The following is a 20,119-nucleotide window of genomic DNA, read 5'->3' on the forward strand; positions in this document are numbered from 1 at the left end:
TCAAACAGGTTTGACGCCAGCGCCCAGCAGCGCCTGCTCAAATTTATCCAGGAACACGGCCAGCTCTTCGTTGCTGATCAGCAGTGATGGCAGCAGGCGCAGTACCGCACCATGACGACCGCCACGCTCCAGAATCAGACCGGCTTCGAAGCATTTTTTCTGCAGCAGTGCAGAGAGTTCGCCGTCGGCCGGGAAGCTGCCCATGTGGTCAGCTGGCTCGTGTGGCTTAACGATTTCGATACCGATCATCATCCCGAGGCCGCGTACGTGACCAATAACCGGGAAGCGTTTCGCCATCGCGTTCAGCTGGGCTTTCAGCCATTCACCCTGTTCTGCCACTTTGCCGGCGATGTTCTGCTCGGTCAGGATCTTCAGCGTCGCCAGACCGGTTGCCATCGCCAGCTGGTTGCCGCGGAAGGTACCGGTGTGGTGGCCAGGTGACCAGGCGTCAAACTGCTTTTTGATACCCAGCACGGCCAGAGGCAGACCGCCGCCCACCGCTTTAGACATCACGATGATGTCTGGCTCAATGCCCGCGTGTTCGAAGGCAAAGAACTTACCGGTACGGGCAAAGCCAGCCTGGACTTCGTCAAGGATCAGCAGAATGCCGTGTTCCTGAGTCACTTTGCGGATGCGCTGCAGCCACTCAACCGGCGCCGGGTTCACACCGCCTTCACCCTGAACTGCTTCGAGGATCACGGCCGCAGGTTTACGCACGCCGCTTTCAACGTCGTTGATCAGGTTTTCGAAGTAGTAGGTCAGGGCCTTCACGCCAGCTTCGCCGCCGAGGCCCAGCGGGCAACGGTACAGGTGCGGGTAAGGCATGAACTGCACTTCTGGCATCATGCCGTCAACCGCTTCTTTCGGCGACAGGTTGCCGGTCACGGACAGCGCGCCGTGCGTCATCCCGTGGTAACCGCCAGAGAAGCTGATTACGCCGCTGCGGCCGGTGACTTTTTTCGCCAGCTTCAGCGCCGCTTCAACGGCATCAGCACCGGATGGACCGGTGAACTGCAGGCAGTACTCTTTACCCTGACCTGGCAGCAGCGAGAGCAGAGATTCGGAGAACTGATCTTTCAGAGGCGTCGTCAGATCAAGAGTATGTAACGGCAAGCCGCTGGTAATGACATTTTGGATGCTCTGCAGAACATCAGGATGGTTATGACCAAGTGCCAGCGTCCCTGCGCCAGCCAGACAGTCAAGATATTGTTTGTTTTCAACATCCGTAATCCACACGCCATTGGCTTTGGCAATCGCTAAAGGCAACTTGCGCGGGTAACTCCTGACGTTTGATTCAAACTCAGCCTGACGGGCTAAGAATGCGTCGTTGTTTCCGTTGAATGAGTTGGCACCAAAAGTATCAATACGGACTTTATCCGTCATCATATCTCTCCTTCAACCGGGGCTCGAACAGGCTGGCCGATTGACTAGTTGAACAAAAAAGTATCAGTGGCTCAAAAAACGCGGCCAATATAGAGCCTTTTGACGCACATCACAATGATTAATTTTGTTTAGAATTGTTTATTCTTTTCATATAGGAATCAGGACGTTGGACAGAAACTGGCCACTTATTTTAGCGCCGCGATATGAACAGGCGATTAAATAATCGTGTGAATAAAAAGACTTATGCCCGCCAGTGCCAGCCACGGACCAAAGGGCAGCACGTGATACAGCTCGCGTTGCCAGCCTAATCGGGCCATCAGAACAAACAAAATTGCGCCTGTGCAAGCCAGTAACAGCACAAAGGGTAAAAGCGCCCAGCCGAGCCAGGCACCCAGCGCAGCCAGCAGTTTGGCGTCTCCGCCACCGAGGCCGGGGCGCTTTTTTATCAGCTGATAGAGTCCACCCACTAGCCACAGCGCGCTGTAGCCGGCTATCGCGCCGAACACGGCATCATTCAGCGTACCGGGCAGCCAGTGCAGTGCTTTGAACAGCAGGCCAAGCCACAGCAGTGAAAGGGTGATAGCGTCCGGCAACAGCAGATGCTCAATGTCGATGAGGGTCAGCGCCAGCAGAATCCAGGCGAGCAGCAGGGCGGCAGGCAGGCGGCTATCGGGCGGCAGCAACCAGGCCAGCGCCAGGCTGATCGCGGCGGTGAGCAGCTCCGTCAGCGGGTAGCGCAGGCTCACCGGGTGGTGGCAGTAGCGACAGCGTCCGCGTAACAACAGCCAGCTGAGCAGCGGCAGCATATCGATCGCGCGCAGCGTGGTCTGGCAGTGTGGACAGTGCGAGCGCGGTAGCAGCAGGGTAAGGCCGGGTTGCGGGTTCATTACCTGCTGCGGCAGGCGATAAATGACCACGTTGAGAAAGCTACCGACACATAGCGCCAGCAGTGTACCGATCAACCAGTAGGCAATTTGCATGAGGTTTTCTCCTGCTGTCCATGCAGCGTTGGGTTTTTCTGTCGCCACGAATGGCGACCGGGCAGGTCATGGCGCGGTGGCCGTGGGGGCGATTTTTTGCCCGGTTGCACAGCAGGTTGCCATAAAGGTGCCGCATAACCTGTTTGCGCGATAAATCGCGCCGCTACGGATTTGTGCGGTTTGACGACAGGTCACCATAAATGGCGACCTTACAGGTTTCACAGGGTGCGCATTGATGCGTACCGCGAAATCGCGCCGCTACCAGCTCTTTGCGGTTTGACGACAGGTCACCATAAATGGCGACCCTACAAAACCAGTAGGGTGCGCATTGATGCGCACCGCGATCTGTCGTCAACCATGGCCGGTGTGCGAGAGGCACAATACGCCGGTGGAGACGGCGTGGCGAGCAGCAAAGCGGCGTTGCAGCGATTTGCAGCAGGATTTACGAGCGGGTTCCAGAGAACAGAGGAGATATAAGCAGGGATGCGTGAATTTACGGGCTGGCAATGACCAAATCGATGCGAAGACAGGCAAAAATCCAATCAATGCGCCAGCTGAGGCGGGCAACAATCTAATCAATACGCCAGCGGAGACAGATATTAACCTTATCTATGCGTCAGCGAGTTTACTGGCTCTGTTTGAACTGCTGCATGGCTTCCAGCACATTGCTGGTGGCGAGCGACATCACCCATTCGCTGTTGCGAAACACGTCGTAATGGCCGGCGTTATAACGAAACACATACAGCTCACCGCGGAAACGCAATCCTTTTGTTTTCACACCAATGTGATGCCGGCGCAGTGCTGCCTGTGAAAGTCTGTCAGTCGCGGGGCTCATCATCATTCTCCTGTCCAGCCTCTGGCGTCACTATCCCAAGGAAGAATAAGCAGCCAACCTTAGGATAACCTTAAGAACAGTATAGTCTCTTAGTTAATGCATTGAAAAATGGAGATTTTAATTGTCGTGTGTCGACAAGCCGACCCATGATGTCTGACCCGATGCTGATTTCCGGTCCCGGCGCGCAATCTTCTACCAATCTTCAACATCACGTAAAAAAGTCAGCGTGCCGCTTTGCCATTTAATGTTCAGTTAAGTTTTCCCCCGTATTTTGGTTTCTTATAGCGATAAAACAGACCTGCTTAAGTTTTATTGCGCGCAGATGACAGCCGCCCTGCGAACACACTCGTTTAAGTAACGTTTAAACAAAAGGTTACAGCGTGTTTCATCAGGTTGTCATGCGCGGCAATAACGCTTGTTTTATTTTTCAGCATGTTTTCAGGCACAACAGTAAGGTTATCTTATGAGTTTCCTTCCGTTTTCGCGCCCGGCATTGGGTGAGGAAGAACTGGCCGCGGTGCAGGCGGTATTTGCATCGGGCTGGATTACCACCGGACCGCAGAATGCTGCGCTGGAGCAGGCGTTTTGCCAGCTCACCGGCAACCAGCATGCTATTGCCGTCAGCTCTGCCACAGCAGGCATGCACGTCACGTTGATGGCGCTGGGTATCCAGCCCGGCGACGAGGTGATCACCCCGTCGCTGACCTGGGTTTCCACGCTCAATATTATTACGCTGCTGGGCGCGACGCCGGTGATGATCGATGTGGATCGCGATAACCTGATGGTGAGCGCAGAACAGATCGAAGCGGCCATTACGCCGCGCACCCGCGCCATCGTGCCGGTTCACTATGCCGGTGCGCCGGCGGATATCGACGCCCTTCGCGCCGTCAGCGCGCGCCACAATATCCCGCTCATTGAAGATGCGGCCCACGCGGTAGGTTGCTATTACAAAGGCCGGCACGTCGGGCAGCAGGGCACCGCAATCTTCTCGCTGCACGCCATCAAAAACATCACCTGCGCCGAAGGCGGCATTGTGGTGACCGATGATGCGCAGCTGGCTGACCGCCTGCGCAGCCTGAAATTCCACGGCCTCGGCGTCGATGCCTACGATCGCCATACCCATGGCCGCAAACCGCAGGCCGAAGTGATCATGCCCGGTTTTAAATACAACCTGCCAGACATCAACGCCGCGATTGCGCTGGTGCAGCTGCAAAAGTTGCCGGCCATCAATGCACGTCGCCAGGCCATCGCCGCGCGCTATTTGCGCGAGCTGGCAGATACGCCGTTGCTGCCGCTGGTGCAGCCGGCGTGGCCGCATCAGCATGCGTGGCATCTGTTTATCATTCGCGTGGATGAAACGCGCTGCGGTATCAGTCGCGATGCGCTGATGGAGCAGTTGAAAATTCATGACATCGGCACCGGCCTGCATTTCCGCGCCGCGCATACCCACAAGTATTACCGTGAACGCTATCCGCAGCTCTCGCTGCCGGCCACCGAATGGAACAGTGAACGTATCTGCTCGCTGCCCCTGTTCCCCGACATGCTCGATGACGATGTAACGCGTGTGATTGCTGCCTTACGCCACCTTGCGGGAGCCTGAGATGCTGGAAGAAAAACCGATTCGCAAAGTCTCCGTGGTGATCCCGGTGTACAACGAAGAACAGAGCCTGCCGGAGCTGGTGCGCCGTACCGACGCGGCCTGCCGCACGCTCGGCCTTGACTATGAAATCTTACTGGTGGATGACGGCAGCGCCGACCGCTCCGCGCAGATGATCGCCGATGCGGCGGATATGCCGGGCAGTCACGTGGTCGGCGTGCTGCTAAATCGCAACTACGGGCAACACTCGGCGATTATGGCCGGTTTCAGCCATGTTTCCGGTGATGTGATCATTACGCTGGATGCCGATCTGCAAAACCCGCCGGAAGAGATCCCCAATCTGGTCAAAGCTGCGCAGCAGGGCTACGACGTGGTCGGCACCGTGCGTCAGAACCGTCAGGACAGCTGGTTCAGGCGCCGCGCTTCACGCACCATCAACCACCTGATTCAGCGCGTGACCGGCAAAGCGATGGGCGATTATGGCTGCATGCTGCGCGCCTATCGCCGTCACATTGTTGATGCGATGCTCAACTGCCACGAACGCAGCACCTTTATCCCGATTCTGGCGAACACCTTCGCGCGCCGCACCATTGAACTGCCGGTTACGCATGCCGAGCGTGAGTTTGGCGACTCCAAATACAGCTTCATGAAGCTGATCAACCTGATGTATGACCTGGTGACCTGCCTGACCACCACGCCGCTGCGTCTGCTGAGTATTGTCGGCAGCTTAATCGCGCTGGCCGGTTTCGCCTTTTCTCTGATCCTGATTGTGCTGCGCCTGTTCCTCGGTGCCAGCTGGGCCGGTGACGGTGTGTTCATGCTGTTTGCCGTGCTGTTTATTTTTGTCGGCGCGCAGTTTGTCGGCATGGGCCTGCTGGGCGAATACATCGGTCGTATTTATAACGACGTACGCGCCCGTCCGCGCTACTTCATTCAACGTGTTATCCATCCGCAACAAGATGCCCCGTCTGTACAGGAAATTAAGCAATGAAAACTATCGTCTTCGCCTATGCCGAAATGGGCTGTGCAGGCATCACTGCGCTGCTGAACGCAGGCTATGAAATCAGTGCCATCTTCACCCATGCGGATACCTCGCCGGAGAGCCATGCGTTTCCTTCGGTAGCACGCCTCGCGGCTGAGCAGGGCATTCCGGTTTATGCGCCGGAAGATGCTAACCATCCGCTGTGGGTGGATCGCATCCGCACCATGCAACCGGATTTTATCTTCTCGTTTTATTATCGCGCACTGCTGAGCGACACCATCCTGAACTGTGCGCGGGTTGGCGCGTTTAACCTGCACGGTTCGCTGCTGCCGAAATACCGTGGTCGTGCGCCGCTTAACTGGGTGCTGGTCAACGGCGAGACGGAGACTGGCGTAACGCTGCACCGCATGGTGAAACGTGCCGATGCCGGCGACATTGTGGCGCAGCAGCGCGTGGCGATTGACCCGCAGGATAATGCGCTGACGCTGCACCGTAAGCTGGTGGCCTGCGCCAGCCAGCTGCTGGAAGGCGCGCTGCCGCCGATGAAGCGCGGTGAGATTGCCGCCACGCCGCAGAACGACGCGGAAGCGACCGTGGTCGGTCGCCGCACGCCGGAGGACGGCCGCATCAACTGGGAGCTGCCGGCGGCTAAAGTGAATAACCTGGTGCGTGCAGTCACCGATCCCTGGCCTGGTGCGTTTGCGTATGCCGGCACGGTGAAATTCGTGGTGTGGAAAGGGCGGGTTCACCAGGATGCGCCCAGCGCCAAACCGGGCACGGTGCTGTCAGTTGAGCCGTTCCTGATTGCCTGCGGCGAGGGCGCGCTCGAAGTGGTCACCGGGCAGAGCGACAACGGTGTTTACATGAACGGCAGCCAGCTGGCGCAGAGTCTGGGCATGGTGCCGGGTGCGCTGCTCTATTCGCAGCCGGTTGCAGCGGTGAAACGCCGCACGCGGGTGCTGATCCTCGGCGTAAACGGCTTTATCGGCAACCATCTCACCGAACGCCTGCTGCAGGATGATAATTTTGAGGTTTATGGCCTGGATATCGGTTCCGATGCCATCAGCCGCTTCCTGGATGAACCGCGCTTCCACTTCGTTGAAGGGGATATCAGCATCCACTCTGAATGGATTGAGTATCACATCAAGAAATGTGACGTGGTGCTGCCGCTGGTGGCGATCGCCACGCCGATCGAATATACCCGTAATCCGCTGCGCGTATTCGAGCTGGATTTCGAAGAGAACCTGAAGATTATTCGTGACTGCGTGAAGTATAAAAAGCGCATCATTTTCCCGTCGACCTCCGAAGTGTACGGCATGTGTACCGATCAGCATTTCGACGAGGATCACTCCAACCTGGTGGTCGGACCGATCAATAAACAGCGCTGGATCTATTCGGTGTCGAAACAGCTGCTGGACCGGGTGCTGTGGGCCTATGGCGAAAAAGAGGGGCTGCGCTTTACGCTGTTCCGTCCGTTTAACTGGATGGGCCCGCGGCTGGATAACCTCAACGCCGCGCGTATCGGCAGTTCTCGCGCCATCACCCAGCTGATCCTTAATCTGGTGGAAGGCTCGCCGATCAAGCTGATCGACGGTGGCTCGCAGAAGCGCTGTTTCACCGATATTCGCGACGGCATCGAAGCGCTGTTCCGCATTATCGAGAACAAGCACAACAACTGCGATGGCCAGATCGTTAACATTGGTAACCCGGAGAACGAAGCCAGTATTAAAGAGCTGGCGGAACACCTGCTGGCCAGCTTTGAGCGCCACCCGCTGCGCGATCGCTTCCCGCCGTTTGCCGGTTTCCGTGAGGTAGAGAGCAGCAGCTACTACGGCAAAGGCTATCAGGACGTGGAGCACCGCAAGCCGTCGATTAAGAATGCCCGCCGCCTGCTCGACTGGACGCCAACCGTGGCGATGGATACCACCATCGACAACACGCTGGACTTCTTCCTGCGCACCGTTGAGCTACAGGAAAAGCCATGAAGCGAGTGGGTTTGCGTGTTGATGTCGATACCTGGCGCGGCACGCAACTGGGCGTACCGGCGCTGCTGCAGCAGTTCAGCCTGCATCAGCTGCAGGCCAGCTTCTTCTTCAGCGTCGGGCCGGACAACATGGGGCGCCACCTGTGGCGCCTGATGAAGCCGCGCTTTCTGTGGAAAATGCTGAGATCGCGCGCGGCCTCGCTGTACGGCTGGGATATTTTACTGGCCGGTACCGCCTGGCCGGGCCGCGAAATAGGCAAAGGGCTGGCTTCGATTATTCGCGCCACGGCAGATCATCATGAAGTGGGCTTACATGCCTGGGATCACTTTTCCTGGCAGACCTGGGCTGGCGTCTGGTCGCCACAGCAGCTGAATGCGCAGATTGCGCGCGGTAAAGTGGCGCTGGAAGCCATTTTGGGTGACAGTGTCACCTGCTCTGCAGTGGCAGGCTGGCGCGCCGACAGCCGGGTACTGGATGCCAAGCAGCCGTTTGGCTTTCGCTATAACAGCGACTGTCGCGGCAGCGGGCCGTTCATTCCGCGCCTCAGCGATGGCAGCCTCGGCACGGTGCAAATTCCGGTAACCCTGCCAACGTGGGATGAAGTGGTGGGCCAGCAGGTCAGCGCGGAGAGATTTAACGACTTTATTCTCGCGCAGATGCATGCCGCCAGCGGTACGCCGGTCTATACCATTCACGCAGAGGTCGAAGGCATTGTCGGTTTGCCCGCCTTTGCCGATCTGCTGACGCGCGCGCAGCAGCAGGGCATCCGGTTTTGTCCGCTGAGCGAGCTGCTGCCGGACGATCTCAGTACGCTGCCGCAGGGCCATGTGGTGCGCGGGCACATTGCCGGCCGGGAAGGCTGGCTGGGTTGCCAGAGTTAACATTTTACAGGACCCAAGTATGGAAACACCGATGCGCAGCCGCACCCGCATAGTGCTGCTGATAGCGCTTTTTGCTCTCTACTATCTGATCCCGGTGCCATTCCGTGATCTCTGGCAGCCGGATGAAACCCGCTATGCCGAAATCAGCCGCGAGATGCTGCTGAGCGGTAACTGGGTGGTGCCGCATTTTTTTGATTTGCGCTACTTCGAGAAGCCGATTGCCGGTTACTGGATCAATAATTTTGGCCAGCTGTTATTTGGGCATAATAATTTTGGCGTGCGCGCCGGTGCGATTATCTGTACCACGCTGAGTGCCCTGCTGATCTACTGGCTGGGCAAGCGGATGTTCGCCAGCCGCAAAATAGCGCTCACCGCCAGCGTGATCTTTCTTACCTCGCTGCTGGTTTACGGCATCGGCACTTACGCCGTGCTCGATCCGATTCTGCTGCTGTGGCTGGTGGCGGCAATGTGCAGCTTTTGGTTTGCTGCGCAGGCGCACAGTACCTCACAGCGGCTGATGGGGTATGTGCTGCTCGGCGCGGCCTGTGCCATGGGTTTCATGACCAAGGGCTTTCTGGCGCTGGCGGTGCCGGTGCTGGCGATTGTGCCCTGGGTGCTCTGGCAGCGACGTTTTGGCGAACTGCTGCGCTGGGGCCCGCTTACTGTGCTGGTGGCGGCCGCGATCAGCGCGCCCTGGGCGCTGTCCATTCAGCATCAGGAAGGCGATTTCTGGCACTACTTCTTCTGGGTCGAACATATTCAGCGCTTCGCGGAGAGCGATGCGCAGCACAAAGCCCCGTTCTGGTATTACCTGCCGGTGCTGCTGGCAGGGTGTTTGCCATGGCTCGGCCTGTTGCCGGGCGCGCTGAGCGACGCATGGCGACAGCGTCAACCGCACGCTGCCGCGATCTATTTGCTTAGCTGGGTTGTGCTGCCGCTGCTGTTCTTTAGCATCGCCAAAGGCAAACTGCCGACCTATATCCTGCCGTGCTTTGCGCCGCTGGCGTTGTTAATGGCGCATTATGCGCACGGTAACACCGCGCGCCTGAAACAGGCGTTGGCGGTAAATGGCTGGATTAACCTGCTGTTTGGTCTGGGCGCCACGCTGCTGGTCGTGGTGGTGCTGGCACCCTGGGGACTGGCGCACCATCCGGTGTACGCGCGCGATGAGTTGCTGCGGGTACTGTGCGCTGCGCTGGCATTTGCCGGCTGGGCGGTGATGGGCTGGTTAAGCCTGAAAACAGGCCGCTGGCAACTGGCTGCGCTTTGCCCGCTGGCCCTGGCGCTGCTGGTCGGGTTGGCTATCCCACAAAAGGTACGTGATAGCAAACAGCCGCAGAGCTTCGTGAGCGCCGTTCGGCCACAGCTGGCGCAGAGCCGCTATCTGGTGGTGGACAATTCCGGCATCGCTTCTGCGGTCGCATGGGAATTGCGCCGCAGCGATATCACTTTCTTCGATGAAAAAGGTGAGCTGGAGTACGGACTGGGTTATCCCGATGCAAAAACGCGCTACGTCGACGGGGAAGCTTTCGCCGACTGGCTGCGCCTGCATCGCCGACAGGGTCCGGTAGCGCTGGTGCTGCTGCTAAATTCTGACGAAAAGCAAGCGGATGCGCATCTGCCGGTGCCGGACGATGTCTATCAGCAGGGACGGCTGGTCTACTACGGCTACAACGCGACACCATGAATCTGCTGCTGATCCTGCTGGTAAGCCTGCTCAGTTGTGCCGCCCAGCTGTGCCAGAAACAGGCGGCCCACTGCGGCGGGCACCGCCTGTTCGGCTGGCTGGTGCTCAGCCTGCTGCTGCTGGGGACGGCGATGCTGCTGTGGCTGGTGGTATTGCGCACCGTGCCGGTCAGCGTGGCTTACCCGATGCTGAGCCTGAATTTTGTGCTGGTGGCGGTGGCGGCGCGCGTCATCTGGCGAGAGACCTACACGCGGCGGCAGTGGCTGGGTACGCTGGCGATCGTTGCCGGGGTTGCGCTGATGGGGAGCCACCTGTGAAGGGCTGGCTGCTGGCGCTGGCCAGCGTGCTGCTGGTGTCGCTGGCGCAGCTGCTGCTTCGCACGGCAATGCTCGCGCTGCCACCGCTGGATACATGGACCGCGCTACCGTGGCAGCACGGCCTGATACCGTTAATCGCCGGACTGGCCGCCTACGGCTGCTCAATGCTGTGCTGGCTGCTGGCGCTGCGGCTGTTGCCGCTCAACCGGCTCTATCCGCTGCTCAGTCTGAGCTATGTGCTGGTGTGGCTGGCCGCCATTTCCCTGCCAGCCTTGCATGAAACCTTCCGCTGGAGCAGTCTCGCTGGCGTCATATTGATCGTCTGCGGCCTGCTGTGCGTGGCGCTGCCGCGCCGTTAACCGTTAATGCTGCTGCCACGGGTGATATTCACCCTGGCGGCGGGCTGGCGCCGTTTCCGGCAAACGCAGCAGGCCGAACAATGAAATCACGCCCAGCACTGCAACATACAGCGCCAGACCATACCAGTGGCCGTGGGTCACCTGCAGAATTTTCACCGCCACCAGTCCGAGTACGCCGCTGCCGATCAGCGAACCGATCTGCCAGATCACCGCGATACCGCTGCAGCGAATGTGCGTGGGAAACAGTTCGGGGAACCATGACGCCTGCGGGGCATAACACATGCTGTGACCCAGCGTCAGCGCCACGATCATCGCCAGCTGCGTGAGCCAGTAGCTGTTGTGCGCCAGCGCGAGAAAAAAGGGCACGATCGAGAGCATGATCAGCAGCGTGCCGATCAGGTAAACCGGCTTGCGACCGATGCGGTCGGAAAGGGCACCCATCAGCGGGATCGCCAGGACTTCGAGGATCACCGCGACGATCATACTGTTCATCAAAATACCGGCATCAAGCTGATTAGCCTTACCCCAGGCAAGGATGATGACGGTAAACAGGGCAAAGGCGCAGGCTTCGATCAGTTTCGCTGCCACGCCGTTGACCACCAGCCGCGGATTACCACGCAGCACCTCTTTTAACGGCCTGGATTCTGCCGCTTTGGTTTCACGAATGGCGGCGAAGACCGGCGATTCATCAATGCGCAGGCGAATAAACAGGCCGACAATCACCAGCAGCGCGCTGAGCAGAAAAGGTACGCGCCAGCCCCAGTCCATCATCTGCTCCGCGCTCAGCGCGGCATTAAGCATAGCGAACAGCGCCAGCGGCAGCAGAAACCCGACCGGAGCACCAATCTGCACCCAGCTGGCAAAGAAACCGCGCCGGGCAGGCTGCGCATATTCGGCCGTCATTAATACCGCGCCCGCCTGTTCGCCGCCAACGCCAAACCCCTGCAGCAAGCGGATGGCAATCAGTAATATCGGGGCCCAGACGCCAATTTTTTCGTAGGTTGGCAACAGGCCAATGCAGAACGTGCCAAGGCCCACGATCAGGATGGTCGCCACCAGCGCCTTTTTGCGTCCCACTTTGTCGCCGATGTGCCCAAACACCATGCCGCCAATGGGACGTGCGAGGAAGCCAACCGCATAAGTGGCGAAGGCAGCGAGTGTGCTGACCAGCGGATCGTGACTGGGAAAGAACAGATGGCCAAAGAACAGTACCGCTGCCGTACCGTAAGCGAAAAAGTCGTAATACTCTGCCGCCGTGCCTATCGCCGAGGCGCTGGCGACGCGGCGAATCAATGATTTAGGGTGAGCTTCAGCGGTATCAGATTGAGCAACAGTTGAAGAGGCCATGACAAATCCCTAAGAGGTTAAAGAGCGACTACCATACAAGAAGGTTTGTGCAGCTGTTGCGCGATTGATCACAAAGCGTGGCGACTCTCGGCGTAAAGGGGCCGGTCAGCTGCGCTTCCATAACCACCTCGCCCAATCTCCATTCTCCTTATTTCGGCTGATGTAAATCCATCAAAATAAACCGGTCAAAAGGCTTGAACTCACAATTTGAAAAGCAGGTTTCAAATATAAATTAACATGAAATAAAAATGCCGATAGCCTGGACGCGCTGCTTTGTTCTGATGCTTTTCCTAACGCATTTTTTACCAGGAGGTATTATGGAAAAAGAACTTTATCTCTCCACCAACACCGCGTCCGGCCCCAACAGCACAACAAAAACCGAACCCTTCGTAAAAATCATCGCGCTGGTGGCGACACTCGGCGGGCTGCTGTTTGGTTACGATACCGGCGTGGTATCCGGTGCGCTGCTCTTCATGCGCAGTGATTTGCATCTCACGCCGTTCACTACCGGGCTGGTGACCAGTTCACTGTTGTTAGGCGCTGCCTTTGGCGCACTGCTGGCAGGGCACTTCGCGGATGCCCTCGGGCGCCGCAAAATCATCATCACGCTGGCCTTTATTTTTGCCCTCGGCGCGGTCGGCTCTGCCTTCGCACCTGATGTGGTGACGATGATTGCGTCACGCCTGTTTCTTGGTATTGCCGTTGGCGGGGCGGCTGCCACGGTGCCGGTGTATATCGCGGAAATTGCTCCGGCGAATAAACGCGGCCAACTGGTGACGCTGCAGGAACTGATGATTGTTTCTGGCCAGCTGCTGGCCTATGTCTCCAATGCGACTTTTAATGAAATCTGGGGTGGCGAACATACCTGGCGCTGGATGCTGGCCATCTCCACCGTACCCGCCGTGCTGTTGTGGATCGGGATGGTCTTTATGCCGGAAAGTCCACGCTGGCACGTCATGCGCGGCAACACCGCTGGCGCGCGCAGGGTGCTGGAGAAAACCCGGGCGGCGGAGGACGTAGAGTGGGAGCTGGAGGAGATCGAAGAGACCATCGAAGAGCATCGCCAGCAAGGCAAAGGTCGCCTGCGTGATTTGCGCACGCCATGGCTGCGCAAAGTGTTTTTACTGGGAATTGGCATTGCCGCCATCCAGCAGCTGACCGGTGTGAACACCATCATGTACTACGCGCCAACCATGCTCACTGCTACCGGCCTGAGCAACGATGCGGCGTTGTTCGCCACCATCGCCAACGGCGTGATCTCGGTAATCATGACGCTGGTGGGGATCGTGATAATCGGTAAGGTTGGTCGTCGTCCGCTGGTGCTGATTGGGCAGATGGGCTGTACCGCCTGCCTGTTCTTTATCGCCACGGTGTGCCTGCTAATGCCAGAGTATCACGCAGGTGGTGCGGTTAATCTGCTGCGGGCCTACCTGGTACTGGCCGGAATGCTGATGTTTTTATGTTTTCAGCAGGGCGCGCTGTCACCGGTCACCTGGTTGCTGCTGTCGGAAATTTTCCCGGCGCGCATGCGCGGCATTTGCATGGGCGGTGCCGTTTTTGCCTTGTGGATTGCCAACTTCGCCATTTCCATGGCCTTCCCGCTATTGCTGGCCGCCTTTGGCCTGGCCGGAGCGTTTCTCACCTTCGCCGTAATCGGGATCGGCGGCTCCCTATTTGTACTGCGCGCTATCCCGGAAACCAAAGGGCGCAGCCTGGAACAGGTCGAACACTATTTCTATGAACTGTATGACGGCAAAGGCTAAATGTGAGGGCGCTCAGGCTGATGTAAATCACTCAAAGAAGCCGCAGAGCGGACAAAAAAGATAACTTACTATCAGGGCATGTCAGTACCTTGCAGTAAACAGAACCTTACCCAGTGATTATTATCCAGGAAAGATCATGACCTACAAAATAAGCAGTGACCGATTCTGTGTTAACCGTAAAATTGCCCCTCATCTCAGCATGGCGGAATTCTTCGCGCTGGTGGAACAACTGGGATTAAATAAAGTTGAAATACGCAACGATATGAAAAGCGGCAGCGTGACCGACGGCGCAGGCGGTGAGGAAGTGCGTCGTCTGGCAGCGCAGCATCAGCTTGAGATCGAAACCATCAACGCGGTGTATCCCTTCAATCAGTTAGATGATGCAGTGCTGGAAAAAACGCGCGCGCTGTTAGCCGATGCGCGCGCCACTGGGGCGAAAGCGCTGGTGCTCTGTCCGCTCAATGATGGGACACCGGTAAGTAATGAGCAAACCGTACAGGCGCTGCAAACCCTGGCGCCGCTGTTTGCCGAATATGGTGTTGCCGGGCTGGTTGAACCGCTCGGTTTTCCGCAGAGCTCACTGCGCTCCGCCGCGCTGGCGCAGCAGCTTATCGCTCAGGCCGGCGTGCCGTTTAACATCGTGCTGGATACCTTCCATCATCACCTGTACGAAGGCGCCGAACAGGATTTCGCCGGTGGCGTAGACGTGAATCACATCGGCCTGGTGCATCTCTCTGGCGTAACGGATGCGCGCCCGACTCATCAACTCACCGACGAAGAGCGCATCATGCTGAGCGCGGATGACCTGCTGAAATCCCGCGAGCAGGTGCAGCGCCTGGAAGAGATGGGCTATCGCGGTGTTTATGCTTTCGAGCCGTTTTCTTCGGTGATGAAGAGCTGGAGCGCTGAGGATATTGCGCGCGAAATCCGCAGCAGCATTGATTATCTAAATCACTAACCAATCCGGCATTTTGCTGAAGGAACCTCGCATGACACTCAATATTGGTGTAATCGGCACTGGCGCTATCGGCCGTGAACACATTCGTCGTTGCAGCCAGGTGCTGCAGCATGCGCGCGTGGTCGCGCTTAATGATATCAATCGCAGCAACTGTGAGCAGGTGATTAGCGAGCTCGGCTTGCAGGCGGAGATTTACGACAACGCGCACGATTTAATCGCCGCGCCGGAGGTGCAGGCCATTCTGGTTACCTCGTGGGGCCCGACGCATGAAGAGTTTGTGCTGGCAGCCATCAAAGCCGGCAAAGCGGTATTCTGCGAGAAGCCACTGGCAGTGACCGCGCAGGGCTGTATGAATATTGTCGAAGCGGAAATTGCCGCAGGCAAAAAACTGGTGCAGGTGGGTTTTATGCGACCGTACGACAGCGGCTATCGCGCGCTGAAAGCAGTTATCGACGGCGGCACCCTGGGTGAGCCGCTGATGCTGCACTGCGCGCACCGCAATCCGGCGGTCGGCGATGCTTACACCACGGATATGGCGATCACCGATACGCTGATCCATGAACTCGACGTGCTGCGCTGGCTGCTGAACGATGATTACGTTAGTGCGCAGGTGATTTACCCACGCAAGACCCGCCACGCGTCATCGCACCTGAAGGACCCGCAGATTGTGCTGCTGGAAACCGCGAAGGGCATCCGCATTGATGTCGAGATCTTCGTGAACTGCGCCTATGGTTACGACATTCAGTGTGAGGTGGTTGGCGAGAGCGGCATTGCCCGCCTGCCTGAACCAATGTCGGTACAGACCCGCCACGCGGCGCAGCTCTCCACCGGCATTCTGACCGACTGGAAAAAGCGTTTTATCGCTGCCTATGACGTTGAGCTGCAGGATTTCATTAACAACGTGCTGTCGGGCAATATGACAGGCCCGTCGGCGTGGGACGGCTATGCCGCCGCCGTGGCGGCCGATGCCTGTGTCGCAGCACAGAACAACGGTGACATTGTCCCGATTACCATGCCGCCACGTCCGGCTTTCTATCGTTAATCCCGTCACATCGCGGCTGGCGCACCCTAACCGGTGCGCTTTTGTGTGACATTGTCACCTGTTGACAGCTGTCTTCCCGTCAGTCACCGCCCGCGCCTCACATTTGTTAGCGATCCCGTGTATCATCGCCGCCTTTATGTTGTGCAAGGAAAAGTGTGATGACGGAGAGCGTAATGGCGCGCCGCCAGCCCTCGGTATGGTGGGGCGCCATGATCATCTGTGGGACGGTAGTGGGCGCCGGTATGTTTACGTTGCCGATCGTGATGGCCGGGGCGTGGTTTGGCTGGGCGCTGCTGCTGCTGGGCATAAGCTGGGGCGCAATGCTGCTCTCCGGGCTGCTGTTTATGCGTGTCAGCCTGCATTATCCGCCAGGCGCGGGCTACGATACGTTGACGCGCGATTTGCTTGGGCGCGGCTGGGCCAGCATCAATGGCCTTAGCATCCTGTTTGTGCTGGGCATTCTCACCTACGCCTATATCTCAGCCAGCGGTCCGGTTTACCAGCACTCGCTGAATCAGCTTGGCGTGCCGCTCTCAACCGCCGGGGCCAAAATCGCGCTGACGTTGTGTGTCGCCGCCGTGGTGTGGCTCGGCACCACCGGCGTCAGTCGTTTGATGACGTTCTGCGTGCTGGCAAAAATCCTGCTATTGATTTTGCTGTTCGGCGGACTGTTAACCCAGGTCGATGTGCCCTCACTGTTCGCTGCCGCCGCGCCGGGAGACAGCTACTGGCCTTACGCGCTGGGCGTGCTGCCGTTCTGTCTGGCCTCTTTTGGCTATCACGGTAACATCACCGGACTGGTGAGTTATTATCAGCGCCGCGAGTCGCCGGTGACACGCGCGCTGGTGCTGGGTACGCTGATGTCGCTGGCGCTGTACCTGTTCTGGATTGTCTGCACCATGGGGAATTTGCCGCGCGCTGCGTTTCCTGACATCGTGCAGCAGGGTGGAGATATTGCCGCGCTGATGGCCGCGCTGCGCGATCATCTGCACGTGCGCGCGTTGTCGCTGATGATGTCGGTGTTCTCACATTTTGCGGTAATTGCCTCGTTTCTCGGCGTGACGGCAGGCCTGTTTGATTTCATCGCCGACCGCCTCGGCTGGGGGCATTCCCCGCGCGCGCGTCTGCAAACCGCCTGCCTGACATTTTTGCCGCCGCTGCTCGCTTCGCTATGGTGGCCGCATGGCTTCGTCGCCGCCATCGGTTTTGCCGGTCTGTTTGCCACGCTGTGGGCGGTGATTATTCCGGCGCTGCTGGCGCGGCGTGCGCAACAGCGTTTCGCCGATCGGCCGCGTACGTCACTGGCGATTGGTCTGGTGCTGCTTTTCGGCGCGCTGAATGTGCTGGCATGGACGCTGAGCTGGCTGGGTGTGTTACCGCAATTTGCTGCGGCCTGAGTGGCGTGAGCCATGGGGTTCAGAGGTGAGGCTGCACTATTCGTATCGTAGCGGCGCGATTTATCGCGCTAATCTGGCCACCGCGCCGTTGTAAATTGCGCAATGAATTGCGCCGCTACCTGGCGCTGGGGCTACGACTGGGTTGAATAATTCACTCTGCTTAAATCAGCGATAAGACCCGGTCCTGTGGGCTGCCAGTTGAGCTGCTGCCGCGTCCAGGCACCGCTGGCACGCAGATCCAGCCTGGCGAAAGCGGCGAACCAGCCGAAATGCTCCGCGGCCTGATCGGGTTTCAGCGAAACGGCAGGAATACCCAGCCCTGCTGCCACGGTTTCAGCAATCAGCCGTGAGGCAATGCTTTCCTCTGCTACCGCATGATATCGTTTGCCGCGTTCGCCTTGCTCAAGCACTTTTACGTACAGCCCCGCGACGTCATCAACGTGTGTCGCGCACCAGGCGTTTTCACCTCCGCCGATATAAGCTGCCGCGCCTTTCTCCCTGGCAAGAGCGATGTAATAGCTGATTAATCCCTGACGTTCGGTGTTGTGAACCTGAGGTAAACGCACCACACGTAGATCGATCCCCGATTCAAGGAGCTTAATGCCTTCCATTTCCGAGGCAACGCGTGGGTTAGGGTGTGCCGGATTGAAATTCTGCTCAAGAGCGGGCTGGCCGCTGCCGTCATCACCCATTCCGGTACCAGAAGTGATGAGCAGCGGACGCTGACTGCCCTGCAACACAGAGCCAATCGCGCGAATAACGCGGCGGTCTTTTTCGCAATTATCGACAAAACGACTGAAATCATGATCGAAAGCGGTGTGAATCACCGCATCACATTGTTCAATGCCGGCAATCCACGCCTGGGGATCTTCCAGCGTACCGCGCTGGGCTGTGGCGCCCTTATCGTTTAACTGCTGAGCTGCTTCTTCTGAACGTACAAGACCGGTCACCTGATGGCCGCGAGCCAGCAGGGCCGATACAACGCGTGAGCCGATAAAGCCCGTCGCACCCGTTATAAAAATACGCATAGCCTGTCTCCTGAGTGATTTAGTGCGACAGCGTAAGCGCGGATCTTTTACTATTAAAGTAGTGAAGTTATCAGGGTATAAACATTAACAGGGTGATTTATGACGCTGCTTTCTGAAAATCCGCTGGGTGAGTTTTTAAGGGCACGCCGTCTGGCAATTGACCCGGCTTCGTTTGGTTTTTTGCCCGGCCGCCGCCGTACCCCGGGCCTGCGCCGCGAAGAGGTTGCCCAGCTCGCGAATATCAGCCCGACCTGGTACACCTGGCTTGAGCAGGGCCGCGGGGGAGCGCCCTCGCGTGAGGTACTGAACCGCATTGCTGCCGGGCTGCGGCTTACGTCTCCCGAGCGCGATCATCTGTTTATCCTCGCATTTGGGCATCCGCCAGAAAACCGGGTAAGTCGGTCCGACAGCATAACCCCACGGCTGCAACGCGTACTGGAAAGCCTGACGATTCCGGCGATTATCAAAACCGCCACCTGGGACGTGGTGGCATGGAATCACCCGGCGACGGTTGTGCTGAAGGATTACGGGCAACTTCCGCCCGCGCGGCGCAATATTCTGCGCCTGCTGTTTACCGACCAGGAAGCGCGGGGGATGCAAGACGACTGGGAGGGCGTGGCCCGTCTCATCGTCAACGCCTTTCGGGCGGATGCCGCGCGCCTGGGTGCTTCAGAGGAAATCGATCGACTGGTTGAGGAGCTATCCGCTCAAAGCGCTGACTTCGCCCGCCTGTGGCGTAACAACGATGTGGCCGGGCATGGCGAAGGGTTTAAGGTGCTGCATCATCCGCAAATGGGGACGATTGCCCTGGAGTTCTCGACCTATTCTGTTGAAGGCAGGCCGGATTTAACGATGATGCTCTTTAATCCGGCAACCGATGAAAGCAGAGCGAAAACAGAGCGCTGGATTTCACAGAACCCAGCTCAGCGCGAAAGCTGAGTCAGGCAGTTTTTAATGCGTCAGCCAGCACGCTATAGCAATCACACCAGTCGAAAAAAAACAGGCTTACCCTGTAATGGGCAGGAGAAACGATATAGAGGTTCTCCTGCCTGATTCAATCGCTTAACGAGGCAACGGTTCAACAAAACGTACTGGTATAAATATACCGTTCGCAGCGCCTTTTTTGCTTAGTTGCCGCGATAGGTGGAGTAGCCGTACTGGCTGAGCAGCAGTGGAATATGGTAGTGCTGATCGGCATTATCCAGGTTGAACATCACCGGAATTTCCGGGAAGAAGGTCGGCTGACCGTTTTTTTTGTAATAGTCACCGGTTTTAAAAATTACGCGGTAAATCCCGGTCTGCGCCTTCTGGCCCGCCGGGTAAAGCGCCGGAATACGTCCCTGTTCGTTGGTGGTGCCCTGCGCCAGTTTCACCCACTCTTCACCCTGTTGCTTATCCAGCTCGACCTCAATACCTGCGGTCGGTACACCGGTTTGCAGATTCAGCACGTGCACACTCAGTGGGTTTTTCATCTCTGCGGCCAGGCCGCTCACGCTGAAAGCACAGAGCGCGCCGCCCAGTAAATAATGCTGCAATTTCATTTTATCTTCCTTTTGGTTGATTGGCAGAAGAAGCATA

The 20,119-nt window shown here is 57.9% G+C and carries 18 protein-coding genes; 12 read left to right on the forward strand and 6 right to left on the reverse strand.

Annotated features, from left to right (window positions below; translation table 11 throughout):
- The 3 genes from C1N60_RS22900 to C1N60_RS22910 form a co-directional block, all read right to left on the reverse strand.
- Positions 1-1,383, reverse strand: coding sequence for a diaminobutyrate--2-oxoglutarate transaminase (locus tag C1N60_RS22900; protein ID WP_176428146.1), 1,383 nt, complete (start codon positions 1,381-1,383; stop codon positions 1-3).
- 215 nt (positions 1,384-1,598) lie between these two features.
- Complete coding sequence (locus C1N60_RS22905; protein ID WP_394521866.1) at positions 1,599-2,363, reverse strand: prepilin peptidase; 765 nt, start codon at positions 2,361-2,363, stop codon at positions 1,599-1,601.
- A gap of 625 nt (positions 2,364-2,988) precedes the next feature.
- Positions 2,989-3,204, reverse strand: coding sequence for a hypothetical protein (locus C1N60_RS22910; RefSeq protein WP_230201141.1), 216 nt, complete (start codon positions 3,202-3,204; stop codon positions 2,989-2,991).
- 457 nt (positions 3,205-3,661) lie between these two features.
- On the opposite strand from C1N60_RS22910, the gene arnB reads away from it, so the two are divergent.
- Genes arnB through arnF form a run of 7 tightly spaced genes read left to right on the forward strand, consistent with a single transcriptional unit; the run spans position 3,662 to position 11,006 of the window.
- A complete protein-coding gene (gene arnB / locus C1N60_RS22915; protein ID WP_215800940.1) occupies positions 3,662-4,798 on the forward strand; it encodes a UDP-4-amino-4-deoxy-L-arabinose aminotransferase in 1,137 nt (378 codons plus the stop codon).
- Between the two features lies 1 nt (position 4,799).
- Entirely contained in the window at positions 4,800-5,786 is a 987-nt protein-coding gene (arnC, locus tag C1N60_RS22920) for an undecaprenyl-phosphate 4-deoxy-4-formamido-L-arabinose transferase (RefSeq protein WP_021509379.1), read from the forward strand.
- A complete protein-coding gene (arnA, locus tag C1N60_RS22925; protein ID WP_394521867.1) occupies positions 5,783-7,762 on the forward strand; it encodes a bifunctional UDP-4-amino-4-deoxy-L-arabinose formyltransferase/UDP-glucuronic acid oxidase ArnA in 1,980 nt (659 codons plus the stop codon). The genes arnC and arnA overlap by 4 nt, the downstream gene beginning before the upstream one ends.
- On the forward strand, positions 7,759-8,643 hold the full coding sequence (gene arnD, locus C1N60_RS22930) for a 4-deoxy-4-formamido-L-arabinose-phosphoundecaprenol deformylase (protein WP_021509381.1): 885 nt from the start codon (positions 7,759-7,761) through the stop codon (positions 8,641-8,643). Before arnA ends, arnD begins: the two co-directional genes overlap by 4 nt.
- A 31-nt stretch (positions 8,644-8,674) precedes the next feature.
- Positions 8,675-10,330: a lipid IV(A) 4-amino-4-deoxy-L-arabinosyltransferase gene (gene arnT / locus C1N60_RS22935; protein WP_394522008.1), complete on the forward strand. Its 1,656-nt coding sequence runs from the start codon at positions 8,675-8,677 to the stop codon at positions 10,328-10,330.
- Positions 10,327-10,647, forward strand: a complete 321-nt coding sequence (arnE, locus tag C1N60_RS22940; protein WP_021509383.1) for a 4-amino-4-deoxy-L-arabinose-phosphoundecaprenol flippase subunit ArnE — start codon at positions 10,327-10,329, stop codon at positions 10,645-10,647. Before arnT ends, arnE begins: the two co-directional genes overlap by 4 nt.
- Positions 10,644-11,006, forward strand: coding sequence for a 4-amino-4-deoxy-L-arabinose-phosphoundecaprenol flippase subunit ArnF (arnF, locus tag C1N60_RS22945; RefSeq protein ID WP_394521868.1), 363 nt, complete (start codon positions 10,644-10,646; stop codon positions 11,004-11,006). Before arnE ends, arnF begins: the two co-directional genes overlap by 4 nt.
- 3 nt (positions 11,007-11,009) lie before the next feature.
- On the opposite strand, the gene C1N60_RS22950 is transcribed toward arnF, so the two are convergent.
- Positions 11,010-12,353 carry an MFS transporter gene (locus C1N60_RS22950; RefSeq protein WP_394521869.1) on the reverse strand — a complete coding sequence of 448 codons (1,344 nt, stop codon included), beginning with the start codon at positions 12,351-12,353 and terminating at the stop codon, positions 11,010-11,012.
- Positions 12,354-12,670: 317 nt separating this feature from the next.
- Between C1N60_RS22950 and C1N60_RS22955 the strand changes: the two genes are divergently transcribed.
- The 4 genes from C1N60_RS22955 (at position 12,671) to C1N60_RS22970 (ending at position 17,513) form a co-directional block, all read left to right on the forward strand.
- Positions 12,671-14,116 (forward strand): sugar porter family MFS transporter, encoded by a 1,446-nt coding sequence (locus C1N60_RS22955; protein WP_394521870.1) that lies wholly within the window; start codon positions 12,671-12,673, stop codon positions 14,114-14,116.
- Positions 14,117-14,252: 136 nt separating this feature from the next.
- The gene (locus tag C1N60_RS22960; protein WP_394521871.1) at positions 14,253-15,074 is read left to right on the forward strand and encodes a TIM barrel protein; all 822 of its coding nucleotides are present in this window, start codon (positions 14,253-14,255) and stop codon (positions 15,072-15,074) included.
- A gap of 31 nt (positions 15,075-15,105) precedes the next feature.
- Complete coding sequence (locus C1N60_RS22965; RefSeq protein WP_058776359.1) at positions 15,106-16,116, forward strand: Gfo/Idh/MocA family protein; 1,011 nt, start codon at positions 15,106-15,108, stop codon at positions 16,114-16,116.
- A 158-nt stretch (positions 16,117-16,274) separates the two neighbouring features.
- A complete protein-coding gene (locus C1N60_RS22970) occupies positions 16,275-17,513 on the forward strand; it encodes an aromatic amino acid transporter (RefSeq protein WP_394521872.1) in 1,239 nt (412 codons plus the stop codon).
- Between the two features lie 131 nt (positions 17,514-17,644).
- Here the strand turns inward: C1N60_RS22970 and C1N60_RS22975 are convergent, their stop codons facing one another.
- Positions 17,645-18,541 carry an SDR family oxidoreductase gene (locus C1N60_RS22975; protein ID WP_394521873.1) on the reverse strand — a complete coding sequence of 299 codons (897 nt, stop codon included), beginning with the start codon at positions 18,539-18,541 and terminating at the stop codon, positions 17,645-17,647.
- A gap of 99 nt (positions 18,542-18,640) precedes the next feature.
- On the opposite strand from C1N60_RS22975, the gene C1N60_RS22980 reads away from it, so the two are divergent.
- Positions 18,641-19,480: a helix-turn-helix transcriptional regulator gene (locus C1N60_RS22980; protein ID WP_262258195.1), complete on the forward strand. Its 840-nt coding sequence runs from the start codon at positions 18,641-18,643 to the stop codon at positions 19,478-19,480.
- 188 nt (positions 19,481-19,668) lie between these two features.
- Here the strand turns inward: C1N60_RS22980 and uraH are convergent, their stop codons facing one another.
- Positions 19,669-20,082 carry a hydroxyisourate hydrolase gene (uraH, locus tag C1N60_RS22985; protein ID WP_262258194.1) on the reverse strand — a complete coding sequence of 138 codons (414 nt, stop codon included), beginning with the start codon at positions 20,080-20,082 and terminating at the stop codon, positions 19,669-19,671.
- Positions 20,083-20,119 lie beyond the last annotated feature (37 nt).

This window comes from Pantoea sp. SGAir0184 (assembly GCF_043544755.1).

What these genes read in the sequence shown, in the direction of transcription:
- arnT (WP_394522008.1), top strand. Translation starts at nt 8,675, where the DNA reads ATGCGCAGCCGCACCCGCATAGTGCTGCTGATAGCGCTTTTTGCTCTC.
- arnA (WP_394521867.1), top strand. Translation starts at nt 5,783, where the DNA reads ATGAAAACTATCGTCTTCGCCTATGCCGAAATGGGCTGTGCAGGCATC.
- C1N60_RS22950 (WP_394521869.1), bottom strand. Translation starts at nt 12,353, where the DNA reads ATGGCCTCTTCAACTGTTGCTCAATCTGATACCGCTGAAGCTCACCCT.
- C1N60_RS22980 (WP_262258195.1), top strand. Translation starts at nt 18,641, where the DNA reads ATGACGCTGCTTTCTGAAAATCCGCTGGGTGAGTTTTTAAGGGCACGC.
- C1N60_RS22955 (WP_394521870.1), top strand. Translation starts at nt 12,671, where the DNA reads ATGGAAAAAGAACTTTATCTCTCCACCAACACCGCGTCCGGCCCCAAC.
- C1N60_RS22970 (WP_394521872.1), top strand. Translation starts at nt 16,275, where the DNA reads ATGACGGAGAGCGTAATGGCGCGCCGCCAGCCCTCGGTATGGTGGGGC.
- C1N60_RS22975 (WP_394521873.1), bottom strand. Translation starts at nt 18,541, where the DNA reads ATGCGTATTTTTATAACGGGTGCGACGGGCTTTATCGGCTCACGCGTT.
- arnC (WP_021509379.1), top strand. Translation starts at nt 4,800, where the DNA reads ATGCTGGAAGAAAAACCGATTCGCAAAGTCTCCGTGGTGATCCCGGTG.
- C1N60_RS22905 (WP_394521866.1), bottom strand. Translation starts at nt 2,363, where the DNA reads ATGCAAATTGCCTACTGGTTGATCGGTACACTGCTGGCGCTATGTGTC.
- C1N60_RS22965 (WP_058776359.1), top strand. Translation starts at nt 15,106, where the DNA reads ATGACACTCAATATTGGTGTAATCGGCACTGGCGCTATCGGCCGTGAA.
- C1N60_RS22900 (WP_176428146.1), bottom strand. Translation starts at nt 1,383, where the DNA reads ATGACGGATAAAGTCCGTATTGATACTTTTGGTGCCAACTCATTCAAC.
- arnB (WP_215800940.1), top strand. Translation starts at nt 3,662, where the DNA reads ATGAGTTTCCTTCCGTTTTCGCGCCCGGCATTGGGTGAGGAAGAACTG.
- uraH (WP_262258194.1), bottom strand. Translation starts at nt 20,082, where the DNA reads ATGAAATTGCAGCATTATTTACTGGGCGGCGCGCTCTGTGCTTTCAGC.
- arnE (WP_021509383.1), top strand. Translation starts at nt 10,327, where the DNA reads ATGAATCTGCTGCTGATCCTGCTGGTAAGCCTGCTCAGTTGTGCCGCC.
- C1N60_RS22960 (WP_394521871.1), top strand. Translation starts at nt 14,253, where the DNA reads ATGACCTACAAAATAAGCAGTGACCGATTCTGTGTTAACCGTAAAATT.
- arnD (WP_021509381.1), top strand. Translation starts at nt 7,759, where the DNA reads ATGAAGCGAGTGGGTTTGCGTGTTGATGTCGATACCTGGCGCGGCACG.
- C1N60_RS22910 (WP_230201141.1), bottom strand. Translation starts at nt 3,204, where the DNA reads ATGATGATGAGCCCCGCGACTGACAGACTTTCACAGGCAGCACTGCGC.